Origin of the sequence: Vibrio sp. 10N.261.51.A3, assembly GCF_041471965.1 — a bacterium.
GTDB classification, from domain to species: Bacteria; Pseudomonadota; Gammaproteobacteria; order Enterobacterales; family Vibrionaceae; genus Vibrio; species Vibrio crassostreae_C.
Genome location: NZ_JBFRPK010000024.1, coordinates 67167 through 81032, shown reverse-complemented (window position 1 = coordinate 81032; position 13866 = coordinate 67167). Strand labels below are relative to the sequence as shown.

Below are 13866 nucleotides of genomic sequence, written 5' to 3'. Positions count from 1 at the left end.
ATGTTCAAACCTTTGTATGTATTTGATATGGACGAAACGCTGATCAATGCCGATGCAGCGATGCTCTGGAATGAGTTCTTGGTTGAAAAGGGCATTGCCACAGCGCCCAACTTTATTGAAGAAGATAAGCGCTTAATGGGCTTGTATTCGGAAGGCAAACTGAACATGGAAGATTACCTCACGTTTTCCATGCAGCCTTTGGCCGATATGCCAACAGAGCAAGTCACCGCATTGGTGGAAGAGTGTGTTGAACAGCATATTTTGCCTAAGCAGTTCAAACAGTCGAAACCTTTGATTGAGCAGCTAGAGAATGATGACATCGACATGTTGATCATCTCAGCCAGCGTCACTTTCCTAGTAGAAGCGGTCGGCCGCAAGATTGGTATCGAGAATGCACTCGGTATTGATTTGATTGAAAACCAAGGCCGTTTTACTTCTCAAATATCAGGTGTGCCAAGCTACCGTGAAGGTAAAGTCACCCGTTTAAAAGAGTGGTTAGACAATCAAGAAACTAACTACTCAGACATTCACTTTTATACGGATTCAATCAACGACTTACCTTTGTGTGAACACGCTGATTTTGCTTACCTAGTAAACCCATGCCCGCGTTTGAAAGCACTGGCTGATCAACCGAATTGGTCGATTCTCAACTGGGATTAACGCGAACCTTATATTCGATTTAGGTTCGTTCTAGAACTCATCAAGCCGCTGACTACAGCGGCTTTTTGATTCGTATTATTCTATTTCTAGTTTGTAACCTATCCCGTAAATGGATTTAATGTAGTCACATTTTTCATTTATCGAGACCATTTTTTTGCGTAAGTTTTTAATATGGCTATCGATAGTGCGATCACTGACCACTCTTCTATCGTCGTAGATTTTATCAATCAATTGATCGCGACTATAAATGCGGCCAACATTTTGATAGAGAAGGTGCAAAAGCCGAAACTCAGCTGGCGTTAAACTTAGCTTAATACCACATAGGACGGCGGTCATACTCAATTCATCAATATCAATGGCGTTCGTTGTTGACGTGGCTTGGGGCTTGTTGGAACGGCGCAAAATATTTTTCACCCTCACGACTACTTCTCTCGGGCTGTACGGCTTACATATATAATCATCTGCACCCAATTCAAGCCCAACGAGTCGATCGATCTCTTCGACCTTGGCTGTCGCCATAACCACTGGGATGTCACTGAACGTTCTCAGCTCTCGATAAATATCCAACCCGTCTCGATTGGGTAGCATGAGGTCGAGAATAATGAGTTTAGGCGATGCTTGCTTTACCCAGTCGATGACAAGGTTACCATCGATAATATGATGACTTTCAAGGCCAGAGTGCTCTAAGTACTCACACAGTACACTTGCTAATGCAGGCTCATCTTCGACGACTAAAATCACGATTTTATTTCCTTTGGTAACGCTATGATGATTCGTAGTCCACCCAATTCTGAGTGGTCGGCAGTAATGTGTCCTTGGTGCGCTTCAACGATATTTTTACAGATAGATAAGCCAAGTCCAGAACCGCCACTTGAGCGACTGCGCGATTTATCAACGCGGTAAAGCCTCTCAAATAAACGTGGAAGTGATGCATCAGGTACACCTGGATCACTGTCTTCAACGTTGATAATAATACTATCACTAATGTCGGTAACATCTATCGATACATGCCCATTATCGCTAGTGTATCGTGCGCTATTTTCCAACAGATTCACAAACAGTTGTGTCAGTAATCTCTCATCACACGAGGTAAACAGTGGGGCTGAATGGTCATAGTGCTTTGTTAATGTGATTCTTTTCTGTTCTAAACGGATCGAGTTTTGAACGATCACAGAATCAATCAGTTTATGTATATCAACGTTGTTTTTAACATTGAGGTTAAATCCGATGTCATACAGGGAGAGTTGATGAAGATCCTCAACGAGTTGACCCAGTGTGATGATTTGTTGATGTAACGAGTCGATGTATTTTGGTTCAGGTGATCGAATACCGTCTTGTAGCGCCTCTAGTTCACTTCTAAGCACGGTGATAGGCGTTCTAAGTTCATGTGAAATATCTGATAACCACTGTTCTCTAAGTGTTTTCTGTTTTCTTAGTGTCTCGACAACACCGTTGAATATTCCGATGAGATCAGACAATTCATCATTGCCGCTTTTTTTAATGTAGAAATCGAGATCGCCATTTTCGATAGATTTGGCACCTTTCGACAAAGCACGCAATGGTTTCAAAAATCGCCTAACAAGAAACAAAGAGATAAGGAATGAAAGTAACACGGTAATCGATGCGATAGTGCTTACATGCGTCGTTTGTTGTTTGAAAAAGCTTTCTGCTAAAGGCCCTGATATTTTATCCATCTGGACGATAGAGATATACCCAATAACTTGATCATCCAGTGTTATTTCGACTAGCGCTTGATGCTGACCATCTTCAAGGTGATGTAGGTTTTCAGGCGGTCCAATTATGGCTCGCCCGTCTTGATCTAAAATGTTGAGTCGTTGCCAAATAGGTTGAAGGCCTGGCGCTTCCGGCTCTCTTAATGGTGGTGGCGATGGGTGTCTGTCACGAGGATGTGGTCGTGAGGGGCCGCCAATGCTACTGGCGATTAAATGTGGTTCACGCTCTAGCCGCCTCCACTGTTCGGAAGGTGAGTAATATTGCTTTAAGTTATTGGCGAGTTCTTGAGCTAGGGCAATCTCATTATTATTTGTGAAATCTTGGAGCCCTCTTTGAAAACTGGAGTTAATAAAATAGGTCAGTACAAAGAGCATGGTCACGCACACCATTAGTATTGAAACAAACAGTTTGGTGAAAATTGATATGCGCACGTTCTCTCCAGAAATTAAAGTGAATTAAGACGATAGAGTGAGTTAAGACAATAAAATGAGATAAACCAATATTAGCCCTCGATCGTGTGGGAAATATGGACATTGATTTCTTTATTCATCTTAGGCCATGTATAAGCACTCTTTTGTTAGAAACGAATAGCGAGCTGACAGGGTGCTATACCCCATCAGCTCGCATTGAATTATCACTATTTTAGGATAACCCTCTAACCATTATTGACGTCTTGGTGGTGGTGGCGGAACTTCCTCTTCCGATAGACCACCGCTTCCATCTGCGTCTAGTTTATCAAAGTCATCGGCGAGTGGACCTCTGAGCTCTTCTAATTGTAATTCGCCATCACCGTTTGCATCCATTTCTTCAAAGCTTGGCATTTCTCTTGGGCCTTCACGGCTTTCAGCACACGCTTGAAGCGCGAATGTCGATGTCAGTAAAAGTAATGCTGTCGTGATTTTTTTCATAATTTAATTCCTATTCGTAACCAAATATAAGTGTATTTCTTTGACGCAAATAGGTTAGCGATCAAATTAGCAGAGAAAATGGATAAATCTAGGAGATGAAAGTTAGCGTTTAACTTTAATAGGGCATCAGTTCATCAGCCCATCAAGTCAGGTTGTTTAAACCTCCATTGTTTCTACATAGTTTCCACATTTTCTATTTTTATCCTAGTCCACTATTGAACTCATGAATTTAATGCCTTTAGCAATAAAGGCAGAAAGCTATCGTTGGTATTGAAATGGATTATTTTTTAGGAGCCGTAGAATGAAGGCAATGGTAAAAAAATCAGTCGTTGTCTCTTCTACGTTGTTGGTTGCTTCTTATAGTAACGCTGCGCTTTATAGGGTGGTTTTGGAGGAATCACCAGTAGAAACTGAATCGGTGTATGGGGTCGCAGTTGAACCAGAGCTTGGTACAACGGATTGCTTTAGTACCAGTTGTGGTGACACCGACTACGCATTCGCAGGGGAAGCTCAAAATGCAGAACCAGGTTTTTCCTTTAAAGAGGAGGTTCCCTTTGGTATCGATAACACGTTCTACTATTTGGATTATGACGATATCTATAGCTACTGCACGAGCGAACTTGGCTACGCGACTTGTGAAGCTTGGAGTTCTTTATTGTGGTATGGCGATGATGATGCGGGCATTGGAGGCTTGAAAAATGAGCGTGATGCGTATTACGGGCTGAGCTATCAGACCAATTCCACGGCTTTTTATGATTCTTCTTCGCTAAGCGAGATCCCAGATGTTGGCAGCAACCCACCTGATGTGAGCAGTTATAGTTATTCCTTTGTTGATGGAACAGAGGAGAAGGTGATCACTAAAGTTGACGAGAATGGTTTTGTTCTTGGTAACACCAGCAGTGGTTACTACAGTTATAACAACCAATATATTCAGTTGTATAGGCAGCGTGGTTACTACGATACAGGCACTGAATTTACGGTTCTCCAACCTGAAGCCGATACCAGCATTACGATCAGCGATGCTGACGGCGAAGCGAATATAATCTCCCAAATGGGAAGAACGATGGCTTTTGACTCTTTCAGTTATGGAGGGGAAAGCTATGTGGTCGGAAGCGCGTCCGTTGCGACTTTTTATTACAGTGATGGATACAAAGATTATGACTCTCCGTACACATCCGACAGTGATGCTGAGGATCTAGATAATTGTATCGATGAAGATATTGAGCCTGCTTTATATCCAGAGTGTCAGAACTTTGCTTTTGCTAATCGAGCTTTTGTCTGGAATATAACCGATGCGAATGGTCCCAATGATGATGGAAACCGTTTTGCAGTATCCGATTGGGAAACCAGTTCGACCTATTACTCTTACAACGATGATGAAGCTTCAGCACAAGCGAGTGTGAGGGCTGCAACGATTTCGTCTAGAGGGACATATAGCTCTTATCCTGTTTTAGTTGGTTACAATACGGAACTAGATGATTCAGATAACTTTCTTATGCAGGCTGCTGTGTTTAGGCCAAGCAGTACGTCAAATTTCAGCGTTTCGGAAAATGCTTGGACGACTACATTTATCGCTAATGCGACGGTAGAAGTGAGTGATTCATACATTCACAGTAATTCTGTCGCAACAGACATTAATGAAAACATGATGGTTATTGGTTATGCAAAAAGAGATGGTGATTATCCGTCGGATCGTGTGTCTGATAATCGTATGTTCGTCGCTGATGCGAATGACACAACGCCAACAGCCACATTCTTCGCAAGTTTAGGTGAAGACATTTTCTTTGACAGTGCAGAGGGAAAAGCAAGTGAGATCAACAGCTACAATGAAATCGTTGGCTATGTTGACGCCGAAACTCACGCTGAAGTAGACGGACATGAAAGAAGGCATCGCGGCTTCATTTTCCCTTATAACGACACTGGTACCGATGCTGATAGACGTGCAAGATATAATGATCAAGCTTGGTGGTTAGACGACCTAACTAACGGTGGTGACGACAGTGATGCCAACAACCACTTTAGAATATTGGACGCAACCGACATTAATGACGCGGGTGTTATCTCAGGGACGGCAATACAATGTTTTGCGAGTGAAAGTAGCTCCTCTTCTATGGCTTATGATTCAACCGCACACTTTGCTTATTGTAATGATGGAGTAGGTGACGAGAGGGTGGTGGCTGTAAAACTTATCCCGATATCTGGAGCAACAAGTGAAGACATTGCTGAAAGAAGTGATGATAGCGCTGAAGATGTTGAACGTAGTGGTGCCGGTACCGGGCTATTGGTGCTTATCAGTTTAATGTCCGTGCTTTCAGTTCGCTTGAAAAAGTCTCGTTCTGTGATTGCCTAAATTGATGACGTGCTCACGAGAGAAACAACCTCTATTTGACCGTCAACCATTAAAGTAATGGGTTAGGTTTGATACTTCGTCCCATAAGAATACCGCTGGGATATGAAGCTTTTTAAAAGAGCATCACCTGTTTTGTGATGCTCTTTTTACGTTCAACATACACTTATCTCTTTCTGCTTTAGCCAAAAAAATCACTTGTAACAGTTAAGTAACATCTCTTGCTTTGCTGTAAATCAAACCACCATCTTTCAATCCCTTGATAGCACTCACTTTCCTGTTGTGATGGTTTGTGTGTAACAATTATTTTACAAATTGATGGGGTTTCATCGAAATTGCCCATTTTCCTCCATCCATTCCATTATTTCCGCTTGTGGGCCAAATTTAATTAAGGACAAAAATCACGTAATACAAAACCAATAGGTACAAGGAGAAAGTTCATGGTGGATACATACAACCCGCTTGGCACGGATGGATTCGAGTTTGTTGAATACACGGCCGTTGACCACAAGGGAATTGAGCAACTTAAAGCACTGTTTGTGTCACTTGGTTTTGCTGAGGTCGCCAAGCATCGCTCAAAAGAGGCTTGGCTGTATCGACAAGGTGACATCAACTTCATCGTTAATGAACAACCGCACAGCCAAGCGGAAGCGTTCGCTAAAGTGCATGGGCCATCGGTGTGTGGCATGGCTTTTCGTGTCAACGAAGCGACAGCTGCAATGGAACAAGCGTTTAAGGGCGGTGGTGAAGAGTACAAAACAGAAATAGGGCCGATGGAGCTAAGCATTCCTGCCATTTACGGTATCGGTGAAAGCCTGCTCTATTTTGTGGATCGTTATGGCAAGCAGAGCATCTATGACGTCGATTTCCGATTCTATGACGATGCGGAACAGCGCATGGCCGAAGCTAATGTTGGCTTGTATGAAATCGACCATCTCACGCACAACGTGAAACAAGGCAATATGGATGTATGGTCTGGGTTCTATGAGCGTCTGGGCAACTTCCGTGAGATTCGCTACTTCGATATTGAAGGTAAGCTGACAGGCCTTGTGAGCCGCGCCATGACCTCACCGTGTGGCAAGATTCGTATCCCTATCAATGAGTCTTCCGACGACAAATCACAAATTGAAGAGTTCATTCGTGAATACAACGGCGAAGGTATCCAACACATCGCACTCGCCACCGATGATATCTACAAAACCGTGAAGACTCTGCGTGATCGCGGTATGGACTTTATGCCAACCCCAGATACCTATTATGAGAAAGTTGACGATCGTGTGAAAGGCCACGGTGAAGACACCGATCTGCTGCGCGACCTGCGTGTTCTGATTGATGGCGCACCGACCAAAGACGGCATTTTGCTGCAAATTTTTACGCAGACCGTAATCGGGCCTGTGTTCTTTGAAATCATTCAGCGTAAAGGCAATGAAGGCTTTGGTGAAGGTAACTTCAAGGCGCTGTTTGAATCGATTGAAGAGGACCAGATTCGTCGAGGAGTATTAGACGATGCATAAATGGATCTCGTTTCCTCATCGGGAGGGGGTGTGCTCTAAACAAGCGCATGCCGACTTCCCCGAAGAGGCAATTTATGAGCGAGAGGCGGGCCGAAGTGGATTCTTCGGCCCTGCCGCTCATTTTCATCACCAGCATGCCCCAACAGGTTGGTCGGAGTGGGAAGGTGATTTACGCCCTCGCGCTTTTGATTTTACGCTGGTGGAAAAAGCCAGCCAGATAACCCCTTGGGCGGTGCCTCATCTTTTGCACAACGCTGACTGCAAAATCCGAGTGTGGCGCATGGACGAGAAGATGGATTTCTTGGTGCGTAATTCTGATGGTGATGAGCTGTTGTTTATTCACCAAGGCAGTGCAAATCTCTATTGCGACTATGGTCATTTAGAAGTGAGTGAAGGGGATTACGTGATGATCCCGCGCTCAACCAACTGGCGCTTGGAGCCAAGCGAGCCGATGTTTATCTTGATGATTGAGAACACAGACGCCGCTTACTCATTGCCAGAGAAAGGCATGGTCGGCAATCACGCGGTGTTTGATCCTGCTGTGCTCGACATCCCTTCTATCAATGATCAATTTCGCGCTCAGTATTCAGAAAACCAGACTCAGGTTCAGGTAAAACGTCACGACAAAGTCAGCGTGATCACCTATCCGTTCAATCCATTGGATGCGATTGGCTGGCATGGCGACTTAGCGGTGGTGAAAGTGAATTGGCGCGATATCAGACCGCTGATGTCACATCGCTACCACTTGCCCCCTTCTGCGCACACCACCTTTGTGGGTGCAGGCTTTGTGGTGTGTACCTTTGTGCCACGCCCGATTGAGAGCGATCCAGGTGCGTTGAAAGTGCCGTTCTATCACAACAATGACGACTACGATGAAGTGCTGTTCTATCACGCTGGTGACTTCTTCAGCCGCGATAACATTGAAGCGGGCATGGTGACCTTCCACCCTGCAGGCTTCACGCATGGGCCTCACCCAAAAGCCTTTAAGGCAGGGCAAGCGTATAAGAAAAAGTTCACTGATGAAGTCGCGGTGATGATCGATACTCGCCACGCGCTGCAGTTCTCTGATGAACTCGATAGCGTTGAGAACAAAGAATATGTCTACAGTTGGCAAGACACTGGTTTGCAAGAGACAGGTTCTCAAACCATGGCTGACGATAAGAAGTAAGGGACAAGGATGAAATTAGCAACCAAGAAAAATGGCACTCGCGACGGTCTATTGATGGTCGTAAGTAAAGATCTTAAACAATGTGTAGCTGCAACCGAAATTTTCCATGCGATGCATCTAGCGCCAACCATGCAGGTAGCATTGGATAACTGGGACAGCGTGGCTTCTCAGTTACAAGAGTTATACACCTCGTTAAACAACGGGCATGTGACTGGCAGTGAAGTGTTTGCATCTCAGTATTGTGAATCACCTCTGCCACGCGCATATCAATGGGCGGATGGCAGTGCTTATGTAAACCATGTTGAACTGGTGCGTAAGGCGCGTGGTGCTGAAATGCCAGAAAGCTTCTGGGTTGATCCATTAATGTATCAAGGCGGCTCAGATGCGTTTATCGGCCCTTGTGACAATATCGAATTTGCCAGCGACGAGTGGGGCATCGATTTCGAAGGTGAGGTTGCGATTGTGACCGGTGATGTACCGATGGGCGCTAGCGCTAAACAAGCGCACGACTCGATTCGCTTGCTGATGTTGGTGAACGATGTGTCGCTGCGCGGTTTGATTCCGGCGGAGCTTGCTAAGGGTTTTGGCTTCTTCCAGTCTAAACCGTCTTCTGCGTTCTCTCCGGTCGCAGTTACACCTGACGAGCTTGGTGAACAGTGGAAAGGCAGCAAGGTGCATTTACCGCTGATATCGACCTACAACGACCAGCCTTTTGGTTGCCCGAATGCGGGCGTCGATATGACTTTCAACTTTGCTGAACTAGTAGTCCATGCTGCGAAGACTCGTCCACTGTCGGCAGGCGCGATCATAGGTTCAGGCACGGTATCGAATAAGCAAGGCACTGACCACGGCACCTCAATTGCCGAGGGCGGCGTGGGCTATTCATGCATTGCCGAGGTGCGCATGATTGAGACGATTCGCGATGGTAAACCGTCGACTAAATTCATGTCGTTTGGCGACTCGATTCGCCTAGAGATGTTTGATACGGCGGGTGATTCCATTTTTGGTGCGATTGACCAAAAAGTTAGCCAATATCGAGCGTTATAACCCATATTATAAAGATTCAGCTCGAGCGAGATCATTGTATGAATCAGAACATGACACTTTACGGTTATTGGCGCTCTTCCGCAGCCTATCGAGTGCGTATTGGATTGAACCTAAAGCAACTCGACTATGAGTCTAAATCGGTGCATTTGGTGCGTAATGGCGGCGAGCAGCATGATCCACAATATCGTGAGCTCAACGCCAGTGAGTTAGTGCCTGTGCTGGTGGATGGTGAAGTTAAACTCAATCAGTCGCTGACTATTTTGCAATACTTGGATGAAAGATATTTATGTGAGAGCAGCCCAGACTCCTTGTTGATTCCCGAGCAAACACCATTGCGCTATCAAGCGTTGGCAATGGCGCAGGATATTGCGATAGAAATTCACCCTCTCAATAACCTTCGTGTGTTGCAGTATTTGGAGCGAGAGTTGTCGTGTGAGCAAGAGGCGAAAATAGACTGGCTTCACTATTGGATGAGCCAAGGTTTTTCGGCATTAGAAGAGAAGCTTTCTAAGCATCGTCAAACATACGCTGATTCAGTTTATAGCCTCACCGATTCACCATGCATTGTCGATATTTGCTTGGTGCCACAGGTGTATAATGCGCTGCGCTTTGGCGTTGATATGTCGCCTTATCCGCTGATTAACTCAATTGTCGAAGCGTGTAATCAGTTACCCGCTTTTATTGATGCGATGCCAGAGAACCAAGCGGATGCGAATGTACCGATGTAAGCGAATAGCAACAATTAACAACTGGCTTTACTGCAATAGCTTATACACAGCCTGACATTTAAGAGCCTGAATAAATGCCAAATCAGGTTCTGCGTACCTTCAATATGGGAGAAATGCGGGTGTAGGTTTGAGTACCGTGTTGATTTGACCAGATCTGGTTGAGCTTTTCCATCACGGTCTTGGCTATCTCATTGACCGGTTGGGCAATGGTTGTGAGCTGGTAACCCTGCCACGCCGCTTGGGGAACATTATCACAGCCAACGATTCTTAACTGTTCTGGCACTGGGATACGAGCGATATCGCGACAGCTGTCCAAGACGCCCATAGCGAGCGCATCTGAAGCGCAAAAAATGCCGTCAAGCTCACGAATCGCTTCTATCTCTCGAATAGCCAACTCAAAACCGGCTGAATAGCCGTAGCTGTGCGCGCACAAACGTTCAGGGATAAAGCCAAGCTGCTCTTCAACGACGTTTTTAAAGCCTTGATAGCGTTCATTTGAGGCTGACCCGTCTTGCCGACCAGCAATAAATCCGAGCTTTGTTATACCGAGGCGAATCAAGTGTTCAGCAGCAAGGCGACCAGCTTGAACATTGTCGGTTTGAACAGAGGGAATGATGCCTCGTTCGTCCGCTCGTCCCAGTGTCACAAGGGGTAGAGAGAGCTTTAGGCATTGTTCAAATCCTTCGACAGGGAGAGATCCTGCGACAGCAATTACGCCATCAACCTGATAACCAGAGAGGCGTAATATGGCTTGCTCTAAGTCCTGCTCGTGCTTAACGTTGAGTAGCATAGGCTGCTTGCCATGTTGTTGAAGTATGTTGGAGAGGATCTCAAATAAATGCGACTGATACGGGTTTGAAAAGTCGCTGATCAATATGGCTACTAAGTTTGACCGTTTTTTTTGTGCAGGGGTACTTAAGGTTCGAGCAAAGAAGTTGGGTTGATAGCCCAGTGTTTTTGCCGCCTCAAGAATTCGATCTCGTTTGTCGGCTTGAATGCTTGCACCTTCGGTAAATGCTCTTGAAACAGCGGATCGTGAGACACCTACATGCTCGGCAACATCCAGCGCGGTAACGGTCTTTTTCGTGCTATTAATAAATGGACTCCTTTCGAACTTTCTGGCTTACATCGTGGCCATCAGATGGCTGGCACAATTGTTCCAGTATTGATCCTTTGGGCCATGCCCACACTGGGCCAGTATAAGTGGTGGTGAGTGACGGGGCTACCACTAAGTCTGCTTCGGCGCAGATTAATTGGGCCGCGAGAACATCCCAAATATACACGTGTCCCATGTAGCATCCGTCCAGTTCTCCGCAGGCTACTTGTGTCATTGACCAAGCAGCGGAACCACTCACTCGAACCTGATGGCCGTTCTCAATTAGCCATTCTGTGTTGCGTAAGTAGCCGTTGGCAACCTTTGGTTGGTAATTAAGATTTAGCCCTATGACTAATTCTTTGTCTGAAAGTGGCCTTGGCCTTAAAGGGCGGGTCTCTCCATTTTTAATTTCGTAGGCTCCTTGCCCGCGACTGGCGACGACCACTCGCTTTTGTATTGGGTTTGCGATCACGCCAATACACGCGCCATTTTGGTCTAGAAAGGCGATGCTAATAACAAAGTCGCCATGCCCGTAGAGAAAATTTGTCGTGCCATCAATGGGGTCTATTACCCAGCAAGGGGCGATTAACTTCCCACCAAGCTCCTCGCCAAAGAAGTGATGCGTAGGGTAAGCGTGGCTTAGTGCTTGGCGAATGAACTGTTCTACCTCTCGGTCAGCTTCAGATACCCAGTCGTGGTGCCCCTTTGACTCCACTGACAGGTCATGTCGATTGTTGAACCATGTCATTGCAATGGTTGCCGCGTCGTTAGCTATCTCGATAACGGTGTTTAACATGACATTAAGTTCGTCACGTGATTGAACTCGATTTGGACTTGAGCAGTTTGAACCTGGTTGATTAAGCGACATTACCGTTTCCCCAATGATTGATAGCAACCAGAATCTCGTCTTCTTTTGCCAACTCGAACTCAGTACGATGATGGATTGCAATTGAAAGCGGCGAGCGTACCGCTGGTTCTATATGATAGAGTTTCCACTGACTGCCAGGTTTTACTTCAACACTGGAGAGTTGCGCCCACGATCCGTGACTGGTATGAGGTTCGATCGTCTCGCATTCAGCAAAGACTAGATCGCTCTCGCAGGCCAGTTTTAAGCTCTTCCCAGTTAATTGACCATCCCCAGAGTAGAGGAGTTGATAGCCTAGAGAGGTGGTTAAATGCAGGCTCAAATTACTGACTGCATGCTGTGTCGGTGCGGTTTGAGCATCCCAAGGTCCAATCTTCGTTAACGTTTCACTCTCACACCATTCGATCTCATAACCCAAGGCATCAACAGGCCAATGTGCAAAATGAGCTAAAGGTTCGATAATCGCCTTTTGTTCACGTTGAACAATGATTTTGATTGGTCGTGAGCGTTGCTTTGAGTCCATCCAATTGAGCAGTGTGGTTAACCCCAAGCAGTGATCGGGGTGCGAATGGGTAATGTAGATGGCATCGAGTTCATGGCAACTTATATTGCAGCGAAATAAGGCAGCTGGCACCGTTGGGCCGCAGTCAATTAATAACGAGTAATCGCGTTGCTTGACGATAACACTGGCGTTAGTATGCTCTCCATCATAAGCATCCCCAATCCCAAGTGTGTGTACCTTAAAATCATGCGGCATGAGAAACCTCGATATCGAGTACTCGTTCATCGTTGTCGTCAAACCAATGTTGCACTGAATTAGGCAGGTTGATAGGCAGAGCGTCACCCACGTCATACAGTTCATCACTTTCTACAATGAAGGCTGAACCGTTCAAATGCCCATAATAGAGACGGGCATAACCGAGCGGCTCCATGACTTCTACAGTCATTGTGCAATTTGGGTTAATGGAGTCGACACAAACCTGATTAGGGCGCAGTCCGACGGATACAACCCCTTTTGGCACTAAGCCTTTATGAGTGAGCGCCTCATAGGTGTCAGCTGGCAGAAAGTTCATGACTGGCGAGCCAATGAATGAGGCAACGAATTTGTTCTGTGGTCTGTTATACAGATCCTCAGGCGTTCCTATTTGTTCAACTGATCCTTTGTTAAGCACCACGATTTTATCCGCTAGTGTCATGGCCTCCACTTGATCATGGGTCACGTAAACCATAGTGGACTTGAGCTTCTGATGTAGTTGCTTTAAATAAAGGCGCATTTCACTGCGTAGTTTAGCGTCTAGATTAGATAGCGGTTCATCAAATAGGAAAAGTTCAGGATTTCTTACAATGGCTCGGCCAATGGCTACTCGTTGTTTTTGACCACCTGAGAGCTCACTGGGTAAGCGCTCTAGAAGGGGAGTGAGTTGCAAGCTTTCGGCTGTGGACTGCACCAATGAATCGATGGTTTCTTTGGATTCCCCTGCCATCTTGAGCGGAAAGCCAATGTTCTTTTTTACCGTCATGTGCGGATAGAGAGCGTACGACTGAAATACCATCGCAACTTCACGCTCAGAAGGGTGTACGCGATTCAAAATATGCTCGTTGAGCGTCATGGTGCCCTTAGTAATGCTTTCTAAACCAGCAATCATGCGAAGAAGCGTCGATTTTCCGCAACCTGATGGGCCTACAAGCACGACAAATTCACCGTCGTTGATGGTCAAGTTAACCTCAGGGATCACAATGTGGTCACCGTAGGTTTTATGGATATTTTTTAGTTTTAGTTTCGTCATGATTAATTCCTT

The 13866-nt window shown here is 45.7% G+C and carries 13 protein-coding genes; 6 read left to right on the top strand and 7 right to left on the bottom strand.

Going from position 1 to position 13866, the window contains the following annotated elements; translation table 11 throughout:
- Complete coding sequence (locus AB4371_RS07080) at positions 1-660, top strand: HAD family phosphatase (RefSeq protein ID WP_017091954.1); 660 nt, start codon at positions 1-3, stop codon at positions 658-660.
- Positions 661-735: 75 nt separating this feature from the next.
- Here the strand turns inward: AB4371_RS07080 and AB4371_RS07075 are convergent, their stop codons facing one another.
- The 3 genes from AB4371_RS07075 to AB4371_RS07065 all read right to left on the bottom strand — a co-directional run bounded on the left by AB4371_RS07075 (position 736) and on the right by AB4371_RS07065 (position 3302).
- Positions 736-1401, bottom strand: a complete 666-nt coding sequence (locus AB4371_RS07075) for a response regulator (protein ID WP_017094156.1) — start codon at positions 1399-1401, stop codon at positions 736-738.
- On the bottom strand, positions 1398-2768 hold the full coding sequence (locus AB4371_RS07070) for an ATP-binding protein (protein WP_372149353.1): 1371 nt from the start codon (positions 2766-2768) through the stop codon (positions 1398-1400). The genes AB4371_RS07075 and AB4371_RS07070 overlap by 4 nt, the downstream gene beginning before the upstream one ends.
- 288 nt (positions 2769-3056) lie before the next feature.
- The gene (locus AB4371_RS07065) at positions 3057-3302 is read right to left on the bottom strand and encodes a hypothetical protein (RefSeq protein ID WP_010432281.1); all 246 of its coding nucleotides are present in this window, start codon (positions 3300-3302) and stop codon (positions 3057-3059) included.
- A 301-nt stretch (positions 3303-3603) separates the two neighbouring features.
- Between AB4371_RS07065 and AB4371_RS07060 the strand changes: the two genes are divergently transcribed.
- From AB4371_RS07060 to maiA, 5 genes are all read left to right on the top strand, one after another.
- Complete coding sequence (locus AB4371_RS07060; protein ID WP_065584491.1) at positions 3604-5652, top strand: DUF3466 family protein; 2049 nt, start codon at positions 3604-3606, stop codon at positions 5650-5652.
- Positions 5653-6089: 437 nt separating this feature from the next.
- Positions 6090-7163 carry a 4-hydroxyphenylpyruvate dioxygenase gene (hppD, locus tag AB4371_RS07055; protein ID WP_017091952.1) on the top strand — a complete coding sequence of 358 codons (1074 nt, stop codon included), beginning with the start codon at positions 6090-6092 and terminating at the stop codon, positions 7161-7163.
- Positions 7156-8331 (top strand): homogentisate 1,2-dioxygenase, encoded by a 1176-nt coding sequence (locus AB4371_RS07050; protein WP_372149325.1) that lies wholly within the window; start codon positions 7156-7158, stop codon positions 8329-8331. The genes hppD and AB4371_RS07050 overlap by 8 nt, the downstream gene beginning before the upstream one ends.
- Positions 8332-8340: 9 nt before the next feature.
- Positions 8341-9378: a fumarylacetoacetate hydrolase family protein gene (locus tag AB4371_RS07045; protein ID WP_102397964.1), complete on the top strand. Its 1038-nt coding sequence runs from the start codon at positions 8341-8343 to the stop codon at positions 9376-9378.
- Positions 9379-9416: 38 nt separating this feature from the next.
- A complete protein-coding gene (gene maiA, locus AB4371_RS07040; protein WP_372136206.1) occupies positions 9417-10106 on the top strand; it encodes a maleylacetoacetate isomerase in 690 nt (229 codons plus the stop codon).
- A gap of 82 nt (positions 10107-10188) precedes the next feature.
- Here maiA and AB4371_RS07035 read toward each other — a convergent pair whose 3' ends face one another.
- From AB4371_RS07035 to AB4371_RS07020, 4 genes are read right to left on the bottom strand one after another with little or no spacing between them, the layout of a single operon-like run.
- On the bottom strand, positions 10189-11172 hold the full coding sequence (locus AB4371_RS07035; RefSeq protein ID WP_240508213.1) for a LacI family DNA-binding transcriptional regulator: 984 nt from the start codon (positions 11170-11172) through the stop codon (positions 10189-10191).
- 25 nt (positions 11173-11197) lie between these two features.
- Positions 11198-12070, bottom strand: coding sequence for an inositol monophosphatase (locus AB4371_RS07030; RefSeq protein WP_081229149.1), 873 nt, complete (start codon positions 12068-12070; stop codon positions 11198-11200).
- Complete coding sequence (locus tag AB4371_RS07025) at positions 12060-12824, bottom strand: MBL fold metallo-hydrolase (RefSeq protein ID WP_081229147.1); 765 nt, start codon at positions 12822-12824, stop codon at positions 12060-12062. Before AB4371_RS07025 ends, AB4371_RS07030 begins: the two co-directional genes overlap by 11 nt.
- A complete protein-coding gene (locus tag AB4371_RS07020; RefSeq protein WP_102393371.1) occupies positions 12814-13854 on the bottom strand; it encodes an ABC transporter ATP-binding protein in 1041 nt (346 codons plus the stop codon). Before AB4371_RS07020 ends, AB4371_RS07025 begins: the two co-directional genes overlap by 11 nt.
- Positions 13855-13866 lie beyond the last annotated feature (12 nt).

Coding starts and splice junctions, on each gene's coding strand:
- hppD (WP_017091952.1), top strand. CDS start 6,090: ATGGTGGATACATACAACCCGCTTGGCACGGATGGATTCGAGTTTGTT.
- AB4371_RS07030 (WP_081229149.1), bottom strand. CDS start 12,070: ATGTCGCTTAATCAACCAGGTTCAAACTGCTCAAGTCCAAATCGAGTT.
- AB4371_RS07025 (WP_081229147.1), bottom strand. CDS start 12,824: ATGCCGCATGATTTTAAGGTACACACACTTGGGATTGGGGATGCTTAT.
- AB4371_RS07045 (WP_102397964.1), top strand. CDS start 8,341: ATGAAATTAGCAACCAAGAAAAATGGCACTCGCGACGGTCTATTGATG.
- maiA (WP_372136206.1), top strand. CDS start 9,417: ATGAATCAGAACATGACACTTTACGGTTATTGGCGCTCTTCCGCAGCC.
- AB4371_RS07080 (WP_017091954.1), top strand. CDS start 1: ATGTTCAAACCTTTGTATGTATTTGATATGGACGAAACGCTGATCAAT.
- AB4371_RS07065 (WP_010432281.1), bottom strand. CDS start 3,302: ATGAAAAAAATCACGACAGCATTACTTTTACTGACATCGACATTCGCG.
- AB4371_RS07050 (WP_372149325.1), top strand. CDS start 7,156: ATGCATAAATGGATCTCGTTTCCTCATCGGGAGGGGGTGTGCTCTAAA.
- AB4371_RS07070 (WP_372149353.1), bottom strand. CDS start 2,768: ATGCTCTTTGTACTGACCTATTTTATTAACTCCAGTTTTCAAAGAGGG.
- AB4371_RS07060 (WP_065584491.1), top strand. CDS start 3,604: ATGAAGGCAATGGTAAAAAAATCAGTCGTTGTCTCTTCTACGTTGTTG.
- AB4371_RS07020 (WP_102393371.1), bottom strand. CDS start 13,854: ATGACGAAACTAAAACTAAAAAATATCCATAAAACCTACGGTGACCAC.